The sequence below is a fragment of the Gemmata algarum genome (assembly GCF_034097035.1).
GTDB classification, from domain to species: Bacteria; Planctomycetota; Planctomycetia; order Gemmatales; family Gemmataceae; genus Gemmata; species Gemmata algarum.
Map to the genome: position 1 here is coordinate 54,431 of NZ_JAXBLV010000077.1, position 21,412 is coordinate 75,842.

Here is a 21,412-nt window from a genome sequence, read left to right on the forward strand (position 1 = left end):
GGCGTCCATCTTCTCGGCCAAAGGGCCGGTCACTTTTTAATGTCAATTGTTACCTGCCCCATGCCCGGTTTGACTTCCTCTTTTATGGGCGTCTGGCCCAGGTTCGAGTAAGCCGCACCGAAGCGGGACTTCTTTGGCGTTTCTTTCGGCCCCTTCGGATCGTCCGTGCGGTAATCGCCCCGGCCGACGAGCACGTTCCCGTATGGATCGAGATCAGTCAGAATGACGCGATGGTGCCCGACGATCGCGCCGGGCTTGGTCCCGTCGTAGGACAGGGTAAAATTGCCATTCTCGTCCGTTGTTGCCGTCGAGCCCTTCCCTTTTGTCCCCTTATCGGGGTCGGGGTGAAAGTCCACACGAACGTTTTTCAGAGGTTTGCCGTTCATCGTAACTTGCCCGCTGACCGGTGTAAGCGGCGGTTCGTCGGAACACCCGGCCGTGAGCGTGGCGAGCAGCGCAAGCGGCAGCGACCGGCGTAATAAGTGGCGCATCGTGGTTTGTGGATTCGGGGAATGGGAGCGGCCGGCGCAGAACGCGCCGGCCCCGAGAGCGTATCACGAGTTACGGCAGGGTAACGACCAGACCGTCCTGGTGCATGCACAAACGCTGAAGTGTAACGAGGTCCATGCTGTCCGTCATAAACCGGACGGACCCGTCACCCATGCAGAAGTTGGCCCCGCCGCTATGTCCGCTACCAAAAGTGTTGATCCGCAGATCGAGGTCGGCCTGAGTCGGCGACGTGCCTGTCACCTTCCAGTTGATGCGCTCGGCGGCGCTCAGCAGCACGTCCCCTTCGGCCCCGAACGCCCACCACCCCCACGTGTCCAGGTTGCCCATTGCGCCGGCGGCGTCGAAAACCGGGTCCTTGTGAGAGCGCTCACCGACGAAAATTGTGTTCGAAGTGCCGTCCGAAATGTCTCCGAACTTGCGTGGCGTGTTGTGAACGAACGGACCGTCATTGCTCTGATCCGGCCGTCGGTAGTTGCGCCGCCCGGAATTCGCTCCGTAGCTGGTGATGGCCCAGTGCCGCGGCGGCGACTCGGAGCCCTCACTCGTGTCTACCCCGCCATGACTCATCGGATCGGACGGGCAGATGTAAGTTTTGATTACGCGCCACGAGACGGTCACCTGATTACCCGTAATGCCGCGATTGGCACTAAAATCCGTCATGTTCCACAGCTTGTAAACGTTGTCTTGTTCCACGTAGGGCAAAACCGCGATCAGCCAGTTGAACCGCCGGATCGGGCTTTCTGTCAGCGCGTAGTTCTGCGTCGATGGCGCTGCCGCGGATTGGTTGCGGTGGACCCCGTCCGGAAACGCACCCTGACTGTCGTGGTGGTTGTGCAACGCCAGACCGAGCTGCTTGAGGTTGTTACTGCACTGCATGCGTGCGGCGGCCTCGCGCACCTTCTGGACAGCAGGCAGCAGCAAGCCGATGAGGATCGCGATGATCGCGATCACCACCAGCAATTCAATAAGCGTAAACCCACGCCGGTGACGTGTCATACTGCCCTCTATCTTTACGTGACGTGAACTGACGAGCCGCGGCAGCGTGAAGGGAATGTAGTCAAGCGCGCAGCGAAAAAACAGTCGAAAAGCAGAAGATGAGTAGCGCGTGAGGATCAGGAGTATTCGGCTTTATCCGGCATGAATGTGCCAGGGGACATTATTCCGAAACCACCTCATGCCTACATCAGCATCGCATGCGCGCGATTTGGCCATCACAAAAACAATACAACAAGTTTAAATAATTAACAATGAACACAGTATTAATTGACCAAACATAGGTCACTAAACACAGCGCGCCGCCCAATAAAATCCAATTAGGCGCCACCTTCGCCAGTAGACACAGCAATCCACCTCAAGACCGTTAATTAATATGGCCAGTTGCTCACGATGTAGCCAGCGGCCAATTCATTTATGTCAGCCCAATACGAGTGAACAGCAGGCGGAATAGAGCTAGTTAAATTAACGCTACTAACCAGCATATCAACGTGCGCAGCGTACACTTCTGTGAGGTACAAGACACCAATACCTCCCCACGCATGGTTATGATGTATTATAGACCCACCAATACCTTCAAACGTCCCACCATACTGATACACGACCCCTAGTGCATCAGTTACATTATGAACAAACTCAGAAGAATAAAGACCAAACACTCCAGCAACCGTGTTAAAATATATTGCTGCGCCGTTGCCATCCGAATTATTTTCTTCAAAGTAGCAATCTCTTACTGTTAAACTAGCTGCGGTGTTCTGAGGGACTGAACAGATTGCCCCTCCATCCCCATACGCATAATTATAGTAGAATTCAGAATCGTTTGCTTCAAGTATGTACTCAGCAAAAATGGCCCCGCCGCCACCGGCCGCGCTATTACCTTCGAATATGCACGAATTTATATGCAGCGGAGCGACGGTCTTGATAGCCCCCCCGTCTCCAGATAGCGACCCAAAACCCACAACCGAAATATCATTCAGAGTTATTGTTATTCCGTTATTTCCCACGTGGTCGATAAATCTGTATTGATGAGCTATCGATGCGTTAACATATACGTTATCGCTGTCTTCTGCACTTATAGTTAAATCCGTCAGGTTAATGGCACTAGCATTGACCAGTGGACTGTCTAATGTGATAACAGAGACCCCGTCGTCGATGAGCAGTTCGGCACTGTTGCCGTTGATGATCGCGGCCTCATACGCAGCTCTCAGTGAGCCCGGGCCTGAATCGTTCCCGTTAGTGACGTAGTACACCGATGGCGTGTCGCGCGATTCGAGTTCCAGCAATTGCAGTGGTGAGCGATTGGCGAACCGAGCCTGAATGGAACGCGAACCGATTCGCCCGGCGATGCGGCTGAGAAGGCTGAACATGGCTGCTCTCCGATTTGCAAGCAATGCAGCGATCGGCAACACGCGCTTTGACGACGCACGTGTGATTTGAAGATTGTTGCCGATCGCGACGGTAAGGTTAACTGCACCGTTCGGCGGATGCAAGCTCGGTGTCGCATTTTTTGTCTTTTCTTCATCACGGAAATTCAAAAACAATTCATATCGACGCAGCGACAGCCGCTCGGCTGCGGTCGCAATCGGGAAGAATTAAGTGAGGGGAGGGAGAATGAGTGCTGTGGTTGGCACTTGCAAGAGGGCCGCGTTTCACCCGCGGCGGCGCCAACATTGCACGGTTGGCGTGATTCGGGGGCCACCGCCCAGGCACTGGCATTTTCGGTTTGATTGCACTCGGCGCGTGAGCCACGGCCCGCCCGCCGCGCAAGAGTTCGCGCGTCGTGAACCTTGCTTGCCCTATCGCTCGGCGAGCATCAGTTGCGTGTACGTGACATCCAGCCAGCGGTCGAACTTGCGGCCCACCTCGCGGTGCGTGCCGATCACCTCGAACCCCACCGACACCTGAAGGGCGAGGCTCGCCGTCTGGTCGCTGCTGGTGGCGCCGATGATGGTGTGCAGCCCGGCGGCGCGGCCCCGCGCGATCAGGTCGAGCAGCAGCGCCTTGCCGAGCCCGCGGCGGTGGTGCTCGTGGTGGATGTACACGGACGCCTCCGCGGACCACGCGTACCCGCACCGCGACTTCCACGGCGACAGCGCCCCCCACCCGATGACGACCCCGTCGCGCTCCGCGACCGTCGCCGGGTACTTGGCCGAGCGGTCGCGGAACCACGCCGCCCGCTCCGCGGCGGTGTCGGGCTCGATCTGGTAGGTGCAGGTCGAGCGCTCGACGTAGTAGTTGTAAATGGCGCGGATCGCGTCCAGGTCGTCCGCGGTCGCCAACCGGATAGTGAAGTCGGACATCGGTCGCTTACGAACCTCCGCTCAAACCGAGTTGCTTGCGAATCGCCGCTTGGCTGATTCGGTTGGTGGTCTCTGTTTTTGTGGCACAGACATTCCTGTCTGTGCGGCGCGGTGATCGAGCACAGACAGGAATGTCTGCGCCACGAAAGACAAAAGCCGCCCGCGCGGCTCGTCAAAACGTTATAAACATCCCTGGCCCCATGCTCATACATGAACCCACCGGCGGTGTCGCTTTTGTTGACGAACTGCGACCGCTCGGGAGTAGTGCCACGTATCCTGCTCCCGGGCGGTGGAAGCTTCGTTGCCACCCGTGCGGGCCGCACGCTTTTGAAGGGAGCTTTTGACAGGATCGACAGGATGAACCGGATGAAGACAGACTGATCTTAAATCCTGTTTATCCCGTTAATCCTGTCAAAAACTGCTTTCATGTCCCGCTCGAGCGTTCGTGCCCTGCTCCCGGGCGGTCGCAGTTCGTCAAGAAGCGGCAATATCCCCGGCCCCATGTTCAGACACTTTCGCGTGCCCCCTCGCGCTCATCGACTGTCAGCAGCTCGTAGGCGTCTTGAATGTTCGCGCGCAGCTCGTCGAGCGTTTCGCCCTGACTGAGCACGCCCGGCACCTCAACCAGCCGACCGACGAACCACTCGCCGTCTTTCCAGTATTCGAGCGTGAATTCGCGGCGCATCGCGTTCCTCCAAAGGGACACCGCTCATGATAGTCTCTATCCCGCGAACCCGTGCTGGCGGCGGTGGTAGGGGCCGTCGAACAGTTGCGTGGACTTCGACGGCTCGAACCGCCCGTCGCCCGCCACGGTCTTCACCCGCGCCAGCAGCGCGTCGCTCTCGTCCTTGGGCATCGGGCGGAAGTTGCGGGCGATCTCAACGTCCTGCATCAGCACCTTCATCGAGTCGATGCCGACCACCAGCGACGCGATGTCCTGCGACAGCGCGAACCGGATGCACTCGTCCGCCGTGGCGACCCCGCCGCCGGGGATCTGCCCGCCGGCCTCCAGGTTCCCGCCGCCGAGCGACTTCATCCCGATGGCGGCCACGTTCCGCTTCTTCAGCTCGGGGATCACGTCGTGGATGCTGCTGCGGTAGAAGTAGTCGCACACGTTCACCGGGAGCTGGCACGTGTCCCAGTTGTTGTGCGTCCCGAGCATCTTCAGCAGGATGTGCGGGGCCTTGTGCCCGGTGAAGCCGATGAACCGCACCTTGCCGGCCTGCTGGGCCTCCAGGGCGTGGGCCAGCGCGCCGCGCTCGACGATCCACTCGGGGTCGTTGTCGTAGTTGATCTCGTGGAACTGCCACAGGTCGATGACGTCGGTCTTGAGGCGCCGGAGGCTGTCGTCGAGGTGCTGGCGGGAGTGCTCGGCGTCGCGCCCGCAGTTCTTGGTCATGAGGAACACTTTTTGGCGCCGGCCGCCGGTGCGGAGCGCGTTCCCCATGATCTCTTCGGACCGCCCCTCGTGGTAGTCCCAGGCGTTGTCGAAGAACGTGACGCCCTCGTCGATGGCGGCGTGCATGATGCGCTCGGCCTCGGCGTCGCCGATGGCGGGCTGCCCGATGTGCCATCCGCCGAGACAGATGGCGGACACGTTGACGCCGGTCTTGCCGAGCGGGCGGGTGGGGATCGACATGGAGAGCACCTCCGGGAGCGGTGAAGTCACTCCCGGCACCATACCGCGCCCGCCGCGTGGGGCAACCGCGGAGTTCGGCCGTTTCGGACCGGTGGACGCTGCACGGCACCCGCCAACGTTAGCGTGTGCTTTGAAACTGGTACCGAACGGAGAATCCGGATTGGGTATTCCGTTTGGTGGAGTCGCACGCGCGTTGGGACCACAACCGCCACTGAGGTTGCATCCGGAGCGTGGGGGCTTACACTGCGGGTGTTGGTCCGCGGCGGTCAGCGCCACGAACTGCGGCGTTACGCCGCGGACGGTTAACGCCCACCGAGCTGAGTGACCGCCGAACTTCCGGGTCCGCCCTCCCGTGGAGGGACCCGGAGAGTTTTCGCCGTTCGGCGGGAAAGTGGTCGCCGCGGGCCGACACCTTTACCGAACGAAACCAAGCTGGGCGCGTGACGCCGCGCCACGAAACATTCGTCCCCGTTCGTCCGCGGGGTCAGCGCCACGAACTGCGGCGTTACGCCGTGGGTGGTCTCGGCCCTACGAAGTTAGTGCCCGTCGCAACACCCCGGTGTGTGAGGCGGGGTGTTTGCGCGGTCCGGCGAGAAAGTGGCCCCGCGGGCGGACGTTTTCAGTCTTGCTCCTCGCGCTTTTGCTGCTTCCGCTTGTCCTCGGACTGTTTCATGAACCGCTGGTACTCGTCGCGGGTCAGCAGCCCGTCGGCGTTCAGGTCCATCTCGGTGAACGCCGCGATCGACCGTCCCGCCTTGCGCCACTCGAACAGCGCGATCTGGCCGTCCTTGTCGGTGTCGAGCGTTGCGAACCACTCCGGCAGCCCGGCGCCCGGAACCGCCTTCCCCTCTTTCCCGCGCGCCAGCGGGTCGCCGCCGGGAGCGCGCCCGGCGGACAGCGTGTCCGCCCGCACCTGCACCCGCTTGTGGAAGTAGCCGCGGTACTCGGCCTTCGACAGGCGCCCGTTGCCGTCGGCGTCGGCCGCGAGCTTGTCGTCCTTCAACCCGGCGGTGAACTCCTCGGGAGCCAGTTCGCCGTCGGCGTTGCGGTCCAGCACGCGGAACACCCGGTCGGCGTCCTCGTTCGGCTCCGGGGCGTCGCGCCCCGGGCCGTCGCGCATCATCTTCTTGGTGTACCGGGCGAACTCGTCCCGCTTGATCGAGGGAACCGGACCGAGTTCGAGCCGCTGCACGACTTTGTCGAACAACTCGGCGAAACCCGGAACGTCGTCGCGGCGCCAGTCCTCGTTTTTGCCCGCCAGCAGCGCGTACCACGTCGCGTACTCCTCTTCCGTGGCCGCGTGAACGACCTTGTCCGGAAACGCGGCTTCGAGCGCTTTGATCCACTGGGCGCGTTCGCCCACAGCGTTCTTGTGCGTCCGCTCCGCGCACCGGGCGAGCACCTGCTCCTCGTACTTATCTTGCTCCTCGGCCGCGCCGACCGACGCGGGGTCAATCACCGCGACCAATACGGCGAGCAGGAGCGGGCGCGAGCGACCGCGGGCAGCGTGGCGCATGGGTCCGACCTTGAAACGTGAGCGTGGTGAGGCGTGGCGGCGGGTGATGAGAAGCTTACCGCGCGTTCACGGACTTGTCACGAGGTGAAACGATGGGGCCGAGAATATGTCGCGTGCGGCGTTTCGCTCGCCACGCGCCGACGGCGTGACCGGTTCCGGGTGGCGGTGTGTCAGCCGGCGAGAGTCCGGCACGCGCGATGAGTACGCCCAAACGACAACAACCGCCAACCCGTTACATAATCGCAATGACTTCGTTGCGTCCGGGACGATCCCCGGACGCAATAGCGCAGCTTAACGGAGCGAGTCCAGGATCTCCATCCGCATCGCGGACAGCGCGGGCACCAGCCCGCCGAGCCGCCCCATGACCAGCGTGAACAACATTCCGGTCGCGAGGATGGGGACGTCCACTTGCATCGTGAGGGTCACGCTCTTCCCGCCCCCCTGGCCACCGGACAGGGTGCTGGCGGCCTCGAACCCGTTCGCGAACAGCCCCAACAGGCAGCCCAGGAGTCCGCCCGCGAACGCGATCGCCAGCGACTCGATCATGAACGAAATGAGGATCTGCCACCGCTTGAACCCGAGGATGCGCAGCACCCCCACTTCTTTGATGCGGGCGGCGATCGAGGCGAACATGGTGTTCATCACCCCGAAGATGCCGCCCACCGCCATGATGACCGCCATCATCACGATCGCGGTGAGGAACTGCTCGTTGGTCTTCGTCAGCTCCTTGTAGTAGTCGGGCTCCGAGAACGCCTTGAGCTTGGCCTGGTCGTACACCTCGTTCAGGAAGTACGCCATCGCCCGGGCCGAGGCGGCGGAGTCGTCGGCCATCCGGAGCACGAGCGTGGTGTACTTGTCCCCCTTCCCGGTGGCGCGCACGACGGGGTTCTCGATCCCGGCCCACACCTCCGAGCCGTAGGTGGTGCCGCGGGTGCGCATCAGCCCGACCACCTTCCACCAGCGGTCGCCCAGTTCGAACGTGTCGCCCACCGCGAGACGCGCCTTACCCGCGTCCTCGCCGAGCGTGGCCGCGGCGCCCTCGCCGATGCAGCACTGGAGGTACTCGCGCCCGTCCGGCGCCTTCGACCCGGGCTCCACGCCCGTCCCGGAAACCCACTGGCCGCCCGGCTCCAGGTCGATGTTGTGAACGGCGCCGCCGAGCCGCACGTCCTGAAAGGCCCGCAGCTGCACGAACCGCCGCTTCGGCGTTTCGCCCGGCTTGGGCGGGATCGCCTGGTTCATTACGATGTACGATTCGTAGCTGTGCAGGTACGTGGCCCCCGGCAGGTCGCGCGGGGCGTCCGCCGGCAACCGGTCGAACGCTCCGCTCGGGCCGAACGTGCCGCGGGCGACGCCGACGCCCTTCCCGCCGCCGATCGGCCGCCCCTTTTCGTCGGCCGTCAGGTTGGTGCGCATGGCGTTGTCGATCTCGCCGCCGCGCGCGAGGTTGCTGAACAACTCGTCCGTGGACCCCTCGGACATCACCAGCACGTTCCCGGGCACGCCCGTGGTCTCGTTCAGCTTGTACATCCCGTTGACGAACGCCAGCAGCACGACCACGAGCGCGACCACGACCGTGAACGCCACCGCGGTGAGCGCGGTGTCCCGGCGGCGCACCCACAGGTAGCGGAAGTTGTACGCCAGCGGCACCTTGCCGATGAGCAACAGCAGGAGCAGGTCGGTGCCGTATACGACGAGCAGGACGAACGGCCACTGCTCCACCAGGGCGAGCGGCAGCAGCTTCCACAGGGGCACGCCCAGCACCGGGGCGAGGCGCGGGTTCCGGAGCAGTTGGAGCTTCGGGGACTTCGGGGCGCGTTCCTCCAACTCGGCTTCGGTCTCGGCCAGTTTGTCGCTCGCGTCCTTTTTGTCGCGCGGGTTAAGGTTCTGGCGGTTCGCCGCCTGTTGCAGCGACCTCACCTTGTCGAGCAGTTCGGGCGTGGTGAGCCACGTTTTGCCCTCGGGCAGTTCGGCCGGCTGCGGGTCGTCCGGGACGAAGTCCGTGACCGCGAAGCCGAGCACCTTCTTCGCCAGCGTGCCCATCTGCCCCCCGGCCGGCAGCGGGAGGCGGGACACCACCTCAATGGCGAACGCCGTGAGCGCGATCAGCACCACGAACCCCGCGGCCAGCGCGAACGCGCGCCGGAAGGTGCGCGCGAGCCGGGACCGCGCCGGACGAATGGAGTCGGTGAGCACGGCCTCGTTGGGCGCCACGGCGGGCAGTGCGATCAGCAGCGCCGAGAGCGGCAGCAGCGAGAACCCGATAACGAACAGCGTTCCGATCAGGCTGAAAACGGTACGAAAGAACCGGGCCACCGTTTTAACCAGCCGCAGGCCGAACCCGTCGCCCCCCCGGTCGAGGCTGAGGTTCTCGCCGGCGAGGCGGGCGCGGCCCTTTCGGGCCTCGGTCGGCTCAGGCGTCGCAGGGGCGTCGGTCATCGGTGCGGGTTCCTGAAATTCTGTCGGTGACGCAGGGCTCGCGCCCCGCGCGACGCGGACCGCGCCCGTACCGGGCGCCGAAATCGGTGCAGTACCTTTTACTGTGAGCGCCCGGGGCACGGGACAAGAGCCGTGCGCGCCCCACGGACCTCACGCCACGCGCGCGAACACCTCGGCCACTTTCACGTTCTTGGCGGCCAGCGCCGGGCCGATGCACCCCGCGAACGACACCGCCATTCCCAGGGCCGGGCCGTAGACGAGTGCGTTGGCGGGCACGAAGAACGCACCAAAGAACATGATCTGGAACTTCACGTTCCCCAAGAGCCCGTAGGCCATCAACGCGCTCATCCCGCCGCCCAGGAACCCCACCAGCAGCGCCTCGCCCAGCACGATCAGCAGGACGTGCCGCGGGGCGAACCCGAGCACCTTCAGCACCGCCATTTCGGTGCGGCGCTCGCGCACCGAGATGCTCAGCGCGTTGGCGACCACGAGGCTCATGATGCCGATCATCGCGGGCACCAGGATGAACTTGATGCCCCAGAAGATGTCCTTGAACGCCCCCAGCCAGGTGCCGATGCCGCTGGACGCCGTTTCGAGCTTGATCGGCACCTTGTTAAACTTGGCCGGGTCGTTCACCTTCTGGCTCAGCACCTCGAACGCCTCCTTCGTCGGGAGCCGCACCCAGATGAGGTTGATGGACTTCTCGGCCATCGGGTGCTTTTCGCCCTTCGGGTTGACCGTCCGGTCCCGCTCGTAGGCGTCGATCTGCTGGAGCAAATAGTCCTTGTTCATGAACGAGACGCCCTCGTACTTGCCGTCGGGCAGCTCGCCGATGATGGTGAAGTCGAACACCAAGTTCGGGAAGTTCACCCCGCTCAGCTTGAGGTTCTCGCCCACCTTCTTGTTCAGCGCCTTGAGCCGGCTCTTGCTCATCACGATGGCCTGCTTGTTATCGGTCATCGCCTGGCACGCCCGGTCCAGCAACTCCTTCTCCTGACCGGTCAGTTCGTCCAGGCCGTCCATCATGGTGGTGACCTTGTTCGGCTCCAGCGCGAACAGGAACACCATGTTGTCCTTGCGCATGTTCACCTTGTCGGTGGTGCCGAGGATGAACGACCAGCTCATGATGTCCTTGTCGCCGTTCGCCGGGCGCATCTCCGGCGGCAGCTCCTCCAGGCACACCCGCTTGAACTCCTCGTAGTACCCCGGCGGCATCTGGCTCGGGATGATCGTCTTGTGGGTGACGATGGCCTTGAAGTTCGCCTCCTTCTCGGTGGTGGCGTTCCCGATCATGTACAGCACCGCATAGATCAGGCACAGCACCAGTGTGAGCACGAACAGCGCGAGGTACGTGAGCGAGGTCCGGAGCATGCTGCGGCGCAGCCCGCGGAACATGATGACCACCACTTTGAGCGGGAAGGCCCCGGTGGCCGACGCGGCGGCACCGGCCAGCTTGTCGCACACGTACAGGACCGCGAAGAACGCCGGGAGCGTGATCGTGCCCAGGGCGATCCCGCCGCCGATCAGCCCGACCAGCGCGCCGAACATGTAGGCGGCGAGCTGGAGCATGGACGTATCGTACCCGAACCCGCCCGTTTCCATCGGCATGCCGATCATGGTGTTCTGGTACCTTTGTCGTTTGAATTGGGTGTCGAGCGGGGCCGCGGGGCGCGAGCGACCGCGGCGCGGTCCCGTGCGGGTGCTACGCGTGCGCCGCCGCGGTGTCGTGGACCAGTTGCCCCTTCTCCAGGTGCAGCGTGCGCTGCGCCCGGCCGGCGGCCTTCGGATCGTGCGTGACCATGATGATCGTCTTGCCCAACTGAGAACGCAGGATCTCCATCAACTGGAGGATCTCGTCGGCGCTCTTGGTGTCGAGGTCGCCGGTCGGCTCGTCCGCGACGATCAGCGTCGGGTCGGTGACCATCGCGCGGGCGATGCCGACCCGCTGCTGCTGGCCGCCCGAGAGCTGCCCGGGGCGGTGGTCCATGCGGTTCGTGAGCCCCACCAGGCCGAGGGCCGTCTCCACCTGCTTGCGCCGCTGCTCCTTCGTAAGGTTGAGCAGCAGCAGCGGCAGCTCGACGTTCTCATAGGCCGTCAGCACCGGGAGCAGGTAATAGAACTGGAACACGAACCCGACGTGCCGGGTGCGCCACCGCGCCAGCTCGCTCTCCGACATCGCGGAGATGACGTTCTCGCCGACGGTGATGCTGCCGTCCGTCGGCGTGTCGAGCCCGGCGATGAGGTTCAGGAGCGTCGTCTTGCCGCTCCCCGACGGCCCCATCAGGGCCAAGAACTCGGCCTCGCCCACGTCGAGCGTGAGGTCCCGGAGCACGTGGATCGACTCGGTGCCGCGGGTGAACGATTTGTGCAGGTCGCGCACCTGCACGATGGCGCGGGAAGTGGTCATCGGCTCCTCGTGTGCGGTTGCAGCGTCACTCGTCCGGCGTCACTTTTTCCCGGGCCACGCCTTGCCCCAGGCCGCGGCCCGCTGCGCCTCGTCGCCCCACTGGAGGTCGGTCGCGGGCGAGGGCTCGAACAGGCTCTCGTACACGGTCGCGGTGACGCTCATCTTGGGCTTCAGGAACGCGTCCCGGTCGTTGTCGAGTTCGTCCTTCGCCAGGTACGCCCGGATACGCACCTTCACCACGTTCTTGGTGTCGTCCGCGATCGGCATGACCCGGTCCACGACGCCGCGGTACTCCCGGTTCGGGTCCGCGTCCGCCTGGAGCTTGCACCGCTGGCCCGGTTTGATTTTGGTCACCTGGCGCTCGGGCACGTCGATCTCCACCTCCAGCTTCGCGAGGTCCGCGATGAGGCAGATGCCGGCCGCGACGTTGAACGAGTTCGGGCTCACCAGCGCGCCCTTGTCCGCGGACTTCGTCAGGATGGTGCCGTCAATGGGCGCCGTAACCACGCAGTTCTCGACCAGGCGCTTGGCCTCGTCGCACCGGGCCTTCGCGGCGCTCAGGTCGGCGGCGGCGGCCCGGGCCGTCGCGTCGGCGGTCTTGGCGTCGGCCTCGGCGGCCTCGATCTCGCGCTTCGCGGCCTGGATGTCCGCCTCGGCGGCCACGCGGTCCGCGTCCGCGGCCTGCTTGTCGGCGTCGAACTTCTGGTAATCCTGGAGGGAGATGCCGCCGCCCACGCGCTGCTGCTTCGCCTGCTCGAAGTCCTTGGTGGCGCGCACCTGGAGGGCGATCGCGCGGGTCAACCGGGCCTCAGCCGAGGCCAGTGCGGACTTCACCTTCGCCACCTTGGCCGCGGCACCGATCTGGCCCGCCTCGGCGCGCTTCACCTGGGCCTCGGCGGCGGCGACCGACGCCACCTCCGTGTTGTGCCGGTTCGCGTACAGGTGGTCGAGCAGGGTGGCGAGCCGGTCGCCCTTTTTGACCCGCTTGCCTTCGACGAAGTACACCTCGGTGATTTCCGCGGCCACGTCCCGGGGGCTGACCGTGATCTGAAGGGACGGGATCACGTTGCCCTTCAGTTGGGTCACCAGGGCGCCGGCCTCGACCTCCGGCGCGGCCGGGCCGCGGGACGGCCCGGCCGGCGCCGCGGTGCCGGCGGCCGGTGCGGTTGTGGGGGCCGCGCCGGCGGGCGCGTCGTCGGCCCGCTGCCCGCCCTTCTGGTACGACCGCACGCCGACGCCGGCCCACGCCGACGCGAGCAGCCCGCACAGCACCCACGGGAGCCACGAGCCGCCGCGGACGCCCGCGCCGCCCTTGCCGATCTGGTTGTCGAGTCGGAGCTGCTGGACCCGGTTCACGAGGTCGCCGTTCATCGAGGCGCTCGGCCCGGGTTCGGTCGAAACAGCCATACGTTAGCCCTCGCTCCCCGGCGCGCCGGGGGTGGGTGAATCGGGCACCGGCGCGAACAGTGGTGCGAGCAGTTTCGTCACCGCGCCGAGCATCTCCGTCCGGTCGAACGCCTCCGGGTCCATCATGAGCTGCACGTCCAGCCCGTGAATCAGAGCCTGAACGAGCGCTGCCGCCACCCGCGGCGGCGCGAACCGCGGCTCGGGCACGCTCCCCGCCACGTCGTCGGCGATGAACGACCGCCACTCGGCGTACCACTGGGCGAGCCGCTTGCGGTACTCCTCGCGGTGCCCGGTCTGCGCGAGAAACGTGAACAGGATGCTGAGGAGGCTCTGCGCCGGCGGCGTCGGCCACGCCGGGGCGAGGTGCCGCTCCAAGGCGAACCGGAAGCACTCCCCGGCGCGGCCGGTCTGCGGCTTCGGCCCGTCCTCGCTCTGGAACTCGCGAATCATCCGCCGCAGCATCCGGTCGTGGACCGCGAGCAGGATCGATTCCTTGGTCGGGAAGTAGTACGTCAGTTGCCCCCGACTCATTCCGGCACGCTCTTCGATCCGCCCGAGCGACAGGTGCTGAATCCCGTGCCCCGCGATGATCGCTTCTGCCGCGTCCAGGATTTGCTCGCGCCGCGTGACCGCGATCTCCGACAACCCCACCGCCGGGTCACTCAACCCACGGATCGGGTGCTTGTGCCGCTCTTCACAAGCATTCGTTTCTCGCACCACATCATCCATCAGAAAAATAGCCGCCCTGTAAGTGATATTGAGGACGGACGTTCCGTCGAATGAGGCAGATGTAGACCGAGTGGTCTATATACATTGGCGTGATAATAGACTGACCAGACTAGAGCGTCAAGAGGGACTCGGGCAGATGGGACGAATTTACTGGAATCCCGTGCCGTGCAGTCATTGGGGCCGCCCGCCGGGATCGTCGGCACGATTGGGGCGATCAGCTCAAACGGCGCCATTGATTCGTCCGATGTAAAGGGGAAGGGACTCGGTTGGGAGGCGGTATGCGTGTGGTGCTCGGAGTGTGTGCGCTCGCGTTCGGCGTTGCCGCCGGGTGCCGCGCCCCCGCGCCAGCCCGGAATGCACTCGCGCTGCGTCCGACTGTCGCCGCGAACGCTCCAGAACTGCCACTCGTCGCCCCCACCCGAGTTGAGCCGGATGTCAGCCAGCTCGCCCGGACTCCCGTCAAGCCGACCGGCGCGAGCGCCGAAACCGCCTACCGGCGGCTCACCGGGCCGGCGTGTCAGACGCTCGCGGCGCAACACACACCGGCCGCGAACGTGTTGGACGAAGAGGGGCGCGCCCCCGTCGCGTGCGACAGCCGGACGGACGAATTGAAGCGCGTGTTGCGGTTCTGTGCGGCGCTCGAGCTGCGGAACCGGTCGGCGACCGATGCCGCGGAGCGGTTCTTTCAGCTCGCGGCCGTGGAGGGCCAGACGGACTTTCTCCGAGACGCCTTTCCCCGTCTCGACGAGTTGCTCGACAAGGCAACGGCCGCAAAAGCCGCGAGCGTGCGGTTCCCCCTCGATCTGTCCGATTTGGAGCGGCAGCGCGCCCAAATGCTGACCCAGCTCGAGCAGGCGGAAGCCGGCAGCGCGCTCCTCAACATCGACCTGAAGCGCCGCTTGGGGCTGTCGGCGGTGAGCGAGCGGCTGTGGCCGAGCGGGGACTTCGGCATCGAAACCGAGACGCCCCAGGTAAAAGAGGAAGTGGCCGCCGCGCTCGCCGATCGGCCGGAGCTGCGCGGGCTCCGCGCGCTTCATGCGGGCCTGGTGCCGGACGCCCTCCCACTCGCGCGAGAGCACTTGCGGGGAACCAACCCCTTGCTCGGTTCTGCCCCTCCCCCGCCCCGGGGGCTGGCCAGATTGCTGCGCCGCAACGTGAGCGCCGATGGCTTATCTGAACTTGAGGTGCGCAAGAAACAGCTCGCGGACCTGATCGAAGCGCGGGAGCGGGCGGTCGCGGACGAGACGCGGGCCGCGGTGGTGTCACTGACGGCACAGGCGCGGAAAGTGCAACTGGCGCGTGACCGGCTCGACCTCTGGGCCGCGCAGCGAACAGACGCCGTCAAGAAGCGCGAAGCGAACCAGCCCGGGGCCGAGTTGCTCGACGCACAGGTCACCCTCGAATGGCTCAAGGCCCGCGCGGACGTGGTCGGGGAAGTGATGGCGTGGCACACCGCCCGTGTGCGCTTGAAGGCCGCGAAGGGCTGGCTCGCCTGGGAGTGCCTCGGCGAGGGGCGGTGAAACGTCAGGCGCCATCAGCCGCCGTTCAGAACGAATGGCACATAAGTTACCCGCATGACTTGAGCATGGTGCGGGTGTCGCGCATCGCCTGCACCACGATTTCCGGCAGCGCCTTGTGGAACTCGGACGCCCGGCTCGGGGGCCAGCCCCGGGCGAGCACGGGGAAGTGCGGGCACGCGACCAAGTTGTACCCCACGATGTTGTGCTTCCGCTGCACGTGTGCGACCATCCGCTCCGTCACCGCGATCAGTGCCACCAGCTCGCGGTGCTTCTCTTCCCCCGCCGGTCGGTGGTGATTCAGCATCGCCTGGGCCATCGCCTCCGGGAGCCGGTTCGCGGTCGCGAACTGGTGCCCGATCTCGCAGTGGTCGAGGCCCCACGCTTCTCGCTCGGACCGTATCACTTCGTCGGTCTCGTCGGCCGACACCAGCGCCGCGGCGGTGCTGTTCTCGGGGCACTTCACACAGGCCACCAACCGGCCCAGGTCGTGCAGCAGTCCGGCGGTGAACACCGACCCGGGCTGGCCGATCCCCAGCTCCGAGCTGATCCCGGACGCGAGTCGGGCGACGAACAGCGAGTGCTTCAGGATGGTGTCGCACCGCTCCTGAACCGCGGGCGAGCACCGGTTGTAGACGGTTTTCACCCCCATCACGCTGAGCAGGTTACAGCACTCTTGCAGCCCCATCCGCAGGACCGCGGCCCGCACGTCCTCGATTTCCTTCGCGCCGCGGACCGCGCAACTGTTGGCCGCCCGCAGCACGCCCGCCGCGAGCATCCCGTCGCGCCGCACGAGCGCCGAGATCTCCGCCACCGAGGCGTCGGGCCGGTTCGCCATCCCCATCACCCGAACCGTCGTCTCGGACAGCGTGGGGTACGTGTCGGGGCGATCGAGGTTGGTGACGACGACTTTGCGAAGCGCGACCTGAGAGGGGCGCTCGTTCAGCGGCCGAAGCAGCAAACCGGGCATAGGGAAGGGCTTCTGTGGTGCTCGGGCGGGTGGAACGCTCAGTCGTAGGACGCGAATAGATTTGAGGCAACCGCGCACAAGCCGGATACGCCGCGGGGTGTAAAAGTGCGACTGTCGGCAAAACGCCGTTCGGCCGATTTGCGATGCGGCTGAAACGTGCGCCCACCGCCCGCCCGCCGCGGACAACCGCCGCCACGTGCGGAGGTGGGGCGAACGCCGCTCCACACGCGCCCCACCGACACGAAACAAACGGCCGTCCCCGACACACGTGCCCGTCTCACATCCGGCGGGTGAGCGCCCCCTCCGTCCGGCTTTTGCTCTCATACACGTGCCCGGTGGGCTACGCCAAAATCTCCTTCACCACGTGGCCGTGGACATCGGTGAGGCGGTAATCGCGTCCCTGGAACTTGTACGTGAGTCGCTCGTGGTCGATCCCGAGCAAGTGCAACATCGTTGCGTGAAGGTCATGGACCGGGAAGACCTTCTCCTCGGCGTTGTACCCGAACTTGTCCGTCGCGCCGTGGCTGACGCCGCCCTTGATCCCGCCACCCGCGAGCAGCACGCTGAACCCCTTCATGTGGTGGTCGCGGCCGTTCCCGCCCTGCGACATCGGCGTGCGCCCGAACTCGCCCGTCAGCACGATGAGCGTGTCCTCGAACATCCCGAGCCGCTTCAGGTCCTTAATGAGCGCGGCCAGCGGCGCGTCGATCTCCTCGATTTTCAGTTTGATGCCGTCCTTGACCCCGCCGTGGTGGTCCCAGTCGCGGTGGTAGAGCTGGATGAACCGCACGCCCTTCTGAGCCATCCGGCGCGCGAGCAGGCAGTTGGCCGCGAACGACCCGTCCGCGCCTTTCGTGCCGTAGCTCTCGAGCACCTTCGCCGGCTCCTTCGACAGGTCCATCAGTTCGGGAACACTCGTCTGCATCCGGAACGCCAGCTCGTACTGCCCGATACGGGTGGCGATCTCGGGGTCGTCCACCGCCGCGTTCTGCATTTGGTTCAGGCGCGCGACCGCGTCGATCACGTCCTTCTGCTGCTCCGCGCCGACGCCGGGCGGGTTGGTCAGGTACAGCACCGGGTCGCCCTTACCCCGCAGTTGCACGCCCTGAAACTTGCCCGGGAGGAACCCCGCGGACCACTGGCGCGACGCGATCGGCTGGTTCTGCCCGCCCCGACCGTTCGAGGTCATCACCACGAACCCGGGCAGGTCGGCCGACTCGCTCCCGATGCCGTAGGTGAGCCAGCTCCCCATGCTCGGGCGGCCCGAGACGCTGGAGCCGCTGTTCATGAACGTGTGCGCCGGGTCGTGGTTGATCGCCTCCGTTTTGCACGAGCGGACGACGCACAGGTCGTCCGCGACCTCGGGCAGGAACTTGAACAGCTCGTTCATCTCCTGTCCGCTCTGGCCGTGCTTCTTGAAGCCCCACTGCGGGCCGAAGCAGGTCAGTTTCGCCCCCTGGAGCTGCGCGATCGGCTGGCCCTTGGTCACGCTCTCGGGCATCGGCTGGCCGTGCCGCTTGGCGAGTTCGGGCTTGTGGTCGAACAGTTCGAGGTGACTGGCGCCGCCGGCCATCACCATGAAGATGACCCGCTTGGCCTTCGGCGGGACGTGCGGCTTCGCGATCACACCGCGCGGCGCGTGGACCTCCGCGCCGGTAACCGCCCGCGGTAGCAGCGCGGAGAGCGCGAGCGCGCCGACTCCGCGGCACGATTGCGTGAGGAACGTGCGGCGCTGGTGCAACCGGATCGCGGAGAGCGGGTCGGCGTTCATGGGTGGTCCTGGCGAGCGAGGGGCGTAAGCCCCCCGAGTGAGAGCAGCAAACCAGCGACGAGCGGCAAACCGGCGGTTCAGTCTGAACCCCGCCCGCCCCGGCCTTGCCGAGTGAGAGCAGCAAACCAGCGACGAGCGGCAAACCGGCCTGAACCCCGCCCGCCCCGGCCTGGCCGAGGTGCAGCAGCAAACTAGCGACGAGCGGCAAACCGGCGGTTCAGCGCGAGAGACCTTCGCGCAACTTCTCTTTCGGGTACTCGACGGCGTAGACGGTCAGCGCACCATAAGCGACGAGCAACAGCGCGACGGTCGCGATCAACACGACGGCTTGAGCCGCACCGGTTCGCCGCAGCGCCCAGATCGCAGCGAAATCCGCGGCCAGTGCCGCTCCGGCGGCGAGCCCCAGCGCCCACCAGTAGTCCGCTACGAGAGCCGAAAGGCTCACAACGAACCGGGTGGCCTTGGGCAGCGTGAGGGCGTACCGGTCGAAGACCTGCGCCGCCGGCGGCACGTAAATGACGTAAAGGACGAACAGCCCGAACAGAAGCGCCGCGTGCAGTGCGACGCCCCAGGCCGAGGTGCCGAACCCGCGCGGCGGCGGTGCGTATGACGCGCTCATCGCTGACTCCTTCACGGCCTCGTGATCGTCTCGTGCAGGTTCAGGACGACACGACATACGCTCACCCACGCGGCCAGTTCTTCGGGCTTGACGTCCTTCGGCGGGGCCGCGTCGCCGACCGCGAGCAGCTTCTTCGCCTCGTCGGGCTTCGCGGCGAACTGTCGGCGGTGCTTGTTCAGTACGCCCGTCAGCACCTGAACCTCTTCAGGCTTCGGTACCCGTCCGGTGGCCCGCTCGAACGCCCACGCCGTTCGCGCCCCATCGCCGGCCCCGCCTTCTTGAAGCGTCTTCGCCGCGAAGGCGTTCGCCGCTTCCACGAACTCCGGGTCGTTGAGCAGCACGAGCGCCTGCTGCGGGATGTTCGATTTCGGGCGGTCGCAGGTACACTCTTCGCGGCTAGGAGCGTCGAACGCGACCATCGCCGGGTGCGGGAAGGACCGCTGCCAGTGCGTGTACATGCCGCGGCGGTACACCTTGTCGCCGGCGTCCTTCTGCCACTCGCGTGCCGGGAAGTTGAGCGCCGCCCAGTACCCCGCAGGCTGGTACGGTTTCACACTCGCGCCGCCGACCTGCGGGTTCAGCAACCCGCTCACGCGCAGCGCCGTATCGCGGATGAACTCGGCGTCGAGGCGCTGGCGGGTCTGGCGCGCGAACAGCTTGTTCATGGGGTCGCGCTCGCGCATGGCCGGCGTCTCCGCCGACGACTGGCGGTAGGTGGAGGAGAGAACCATGATCCGAACCAGCCCCTTCACGTCCCATTTGGCCGCGAACTCGGTTGCGAGCCAGTCGAGCAGTTCCGGATGCGTCGGCAACTCGCCCTGCACGCCGGTTTCTTCGAGCGACCGCGCGAGGCCGTACCCGAAGAACACACGCCACAGCCGGTTCGCAGTCGCGCGGGCGGTGAGCGGGTTCTCGGGCGACACGGTCCAGCGCGCGAGGTCGAGCCGCGTGTACCGCGCCCGGCCCGCGGGGAGCGGCGGGAGCGGTGGCAGGAACGCGGGCGTGTTCGGCTTCACCTCCGGGCCGCTGTCGTCGAGCCAGTTGCCGCGCGGCAGTACGCGCACCGTCCGGGGCGGTCCGCTCTGGGTCATCAGCACGCGCGGAATGGTCTTGTCGAACGCCGCTCGCGCGGCGGTCGCGCCGTCGAGCGCGTCGCGATCGGCCTTGAAGTCGGGCGCGTTGTCGCGAGCGAACACCGCGAGCCGCCCGACTTCCGCGGACGAGCGCTTATCGGGCGACTTTGCCAGAATCGCCCTCACGTCTGCCGAAACGACCACCCGCGCGGGTTCCTTCTTCGCGGTCGCGGGGTTCGGCCATTTCTCCACGTCAGCGAACGCGTCGTCATCAGCCGCAAACGCCTTTGCTGCGGCTTCGAGCTTCGCGGACGCGATCCGGACGTTCCGCACGAGGCGATTCAGTTCGCTTTCCTGCTCCGCGGTCATGATGGGCGTCCCGGGGCCGCGCCCGCCCACCGCCGGCTCCTGGATGTCGGCGAAGAACGCCGCCACGGAGTAAAAATCGGCCTGCGTGTACGGGTCGAACTTGTGGTTGTGGCACTCGGCGCACATGAGCGTGCCGCCGAGCCACACCTGCCCGTAGTTGCGGACGCGGTCGGCGGAGTACTTGGCGATATACTCCTTCGCCTGCGCCCCGCCCTCTTCGGTCGTTTGCAGCAGCCGGTTGTACGCGCTGGCGACCTTTTGTTGCAGCGTCGCGTTCGGCAACAGGTCTCCCGCGAGTTGCTCAACGGTGAACTGGTTGAACGGCTTGTTCTCGTTGAAACTGCGGATCACGTAGTCGCGGTACGGCGACACGTTCATCGGGTTGTCGCTGTGGTAGCCGATGCTGTCGGCGTACCGCACGAGGTCGAGCCACCACACCGCCATGCGCTCGCCGAAGTGAGGGGACGCGAGCAGCTTGTCGACCAGTTTCTCGTAAGCGTCAGGCGCCTCATCGTTCACGAAAGCTCGCACCTCTTCGGGAGCGGGCGGGAGCCCGGTGAGGTCGAACGAGAGGCGCCGGATCAGCGTGACGCGGTCCGCCTCTTTGGCAGGCGCCACCTGTTCCGCCGCGAGGCGCGCGAGGATGAACTTGTCGATCACGTTTCGTGCCGCGGGGCCAACGTCCGGCACCGCCGGGCGGGTCAGTTGTGCAAACGCCCAGTGACCGGAGTACTTCGCACCCTCCGCGATCCACCGCTTCAGCGTGGCGATCTGCCGTCCGGTGAGCGGCGGCTTCTTCAGCTTCGCCGGCGGCATCCGCAGTTCGTCTTCGGTCGTGCAGATGCGCGTGATGATCTCGCTCGCGTCCGGTTTCCCGGGCACGAACGCCCCGGCCTTCAGCGCCGCCTCGCGGACATCAAGGCGCAAGTTCGCTTTGCGGGTCTTCTCGTCCGGCCCGTGGCACTGAAAGCACTGGTTCGACAGGATGGGGCGAACGTCGCGGGCAAAATCGACCGGCGGCTCTGGGGCGGCGCGGGCGGTTGCTGGGCAAAGGGCGCATGCGAGAAGGAGAAGCGGTCGCATGGGATTTCGTCGGGGCGGGTGGGGCCGGTCGGTGAGTTGGTAGTATACCGGGACGAACCGGACGATTGCA

General features: G+C 65.6%; 17 protein-coding genes. 1 reads left to right on the forward strand and 16 read right to left on the reverse strand.

Translation table 11 applies throughout. The features are described 5' to 3' along the window. Nucleotides 1-29: 29 nt before the first annotated feature. From R5W23_RS07875 to R5W23_RS07930, 12 genes are all read right to left on the reverse strand, one after another. On the reverse strand, nt 30-491 hold the full coding sequence (locus tag R5W23_RS07875) for a DUF6795 domain-containing protein (protein WP_320685862.1): 462 nt from the start codon (nt 489-491) through the stop codon (nt 30-32). Between the two features lie 70 nt (nt 492-561). Then, nucleotides 562-1,506 carry a DUF1559 domain-containing protein gene (locus R5W23_RS07880; protein WP_320685863.1) on the reverse strand — a complete coding sequence of 315 codons (945 nt, stop codon included), beginning with the start codon at nt 1,504-1,506 and terminating at the stop codon, nt 562-564. Nucleotides 1,507-1,874: 368 nt separating this feature from the next. Further along, entirely contained in the window at nt 1,875-3,038 is a 1,164-nt protein-coding gene (locus R5W23_RS07885) for a hypothetical protein (RefSeq protein WP_320685864.1), read from the reverse strand. Between the two features lie 261 nt (nt 3,039-3,299). Then, complete coding sequence (locus R5W23_RS07890; RefSeq protein WP_320685865.1) at nt 3,300-3,803, reverse strand: GNAT family N-acetyltransferase; 504 nt, start codon at nt 3,801-3,803, stop codon at nt 3,300-3,302. Nucleotides 3,804-4,308: 505 nt separating this feature from the next. Beyond that, a complete protein-coding gene (locus tag R5W23_RS07895; RefSeq protein ID WP_261187125.1) occupies nt 4,309-4,488 on the reverse strand; it encodes a type II toxin-antitoxin system HicB family antitoxin in 180 nt (59 codons plus the stop codon). A gap of 36 nt (nt 4,489-4,524) precedes the next feature. Further along, nucleotides 4,525-5,442 (reverse strand): aldo/keto reductase, encoded by a 918-nt coding sequence (locus R5W23_RS07900; RefSeq protein ID WP_320685866.1) that lies wholly within the window; start codon nt 5,440-5,442, stop codon nt 4,525-4,527. Nucleotides 5,443-6,061: 619 nt separating this feature from the next. Then, complete coding sequence (locus tag R5W23_RS07905; protein ID WP_320685867.1) at nt 6,062-6,958, reverse strand: EF-hand domain-containing protein; 897 nt, start codon at nt 6,956-6,958, stop codon at nt 6,062-6,064. Between the two features lie 291 nt (nt 6,959-7,249). After that, entirely contained in the window at nt 7,250-9,397 is a 2,148-nt protein-coding gene (locus R5W23_RS07910; protein WP_261187128.1) for an ABC transporter permease, read from the reverse strand. Between the two features lie 150 nt (nt 9,398-9,547). After that, nucleotides 9,548-11,014, reverse strand: a complete 1,467-nt coding sequence (locus R5W23_RS07915; protein WP_320685868.1) for an ABC transporter permease — start codon at nt 11,012-11,014, stop codon at nt 9,548-9,550. An 85-nt stretch (nt 11,015-11,099) separates the two neighbouring features. Beyond that, entirely contained in the window at nt 11,100-11,804 is a 705-nt protein-coding gene (locus R5W23_RS07920) for an ABC transporter ATP-binding protein (RefSeq protein ID WP_261187130.1), read from the reverse strand. Nucleotides 11,805-11,843: 39 nt separating this feature from the next. Continuing rightward, entirely contained in the window at nt 11,844-13,211 is a 1,368-nt protein-coding gene (locus R5W23_RS07925; protein WP_320685869.1) for an HlyD family secretion protein, read from the reverse strand. Between the two features lie 3 nt (nt 13,212-13,214). Next, nucleotides 13,215-13,928: a TetR/AcrR family transcriptional regulator gene (locus tag R5W23_RS07930; RefSeq protein WP_261187132.1), complete on the reverse strand. Its 714-nt coding sequence runs from the start codon at nt 13,926-13,928 to the stop codon at nt 13,215-13,217. Nucleotides 13,929-14,218: 290 nt separating this feature from the next. On the opposite strand from R5W23_RS07930, the gene R5W23_RS07935 reads away from it, so the two are divergent. Further along, nucleotides 14,219-15,460, forward strand: a complete 1,242-nt coding sequence (locus R5W23_RS07935) for a TolC family protein (protein WP_320685870.1) — start codon at nt 14,219-14,221, stop codon at nt 15,458-15,460. Between the two features lie 46 nt (nt 15,461-15,506). Here the strand turns inward: R5W23_RS07935 and R5W23_RS07940 are convergent, their stop codons facing one another. From R5W23_RS07940 to R5W23_RS07955, 4 genes are all read right to left on the reverse strand, one after another. Next, nucleotides 15,507-16,427, reverse strand: coding sequence for an HDOD domain-containing protein (locus R5W23_RS07940; protein WP_261187134.1), 921 nt, complete (start codon nt 16,425-16,427; stop codon nt 15,507-15,509). Between the two features lie 340 nt (nt 16,428-16,767). Next, the gene (locus R5W23_RS07945) at nt 16,768-18,198 is read right to left on the reverse strand and encodes a DUF1501 domain-containing protein (RefSeq protein WP_320685871.1); all 1,431 of its coding nucleotides are present in this window, start codon (nt 18,196-18,198) and stop codon (nt 16,768-16,770) included. A gap of 217 nt (nt 18,199-18,415) precedes the next feature. After that, the gene (locus tag R5W23_RS07950; protein WP_320685872.1) at nt 18,416-18,817 is read right to left on the reverse strand and encodes a hypothetical protein; all 402 of its coding nucleotides are present in this window, start codon (nt 18,815-18,817) and stop codon (nt 18,416-18,418) included. An 11-nt stretch (nt 18,818-18,828) separates the two neighbouring features. After that, on the reverse strand, nt 18,829-21,342 hold the full coding sequence (locus R5W23_RS07955) for a PSD1 and planctomycete cytochrome C domain-containing protein (RefSeq protein WP_320685873.1): 2,514 nt from the start codon (nt 21,340-21,342) through the stop codon (nt 18,829-18,831). Nucleotides 21,343-21,412 lie beyond the last annotated feature (70 nt).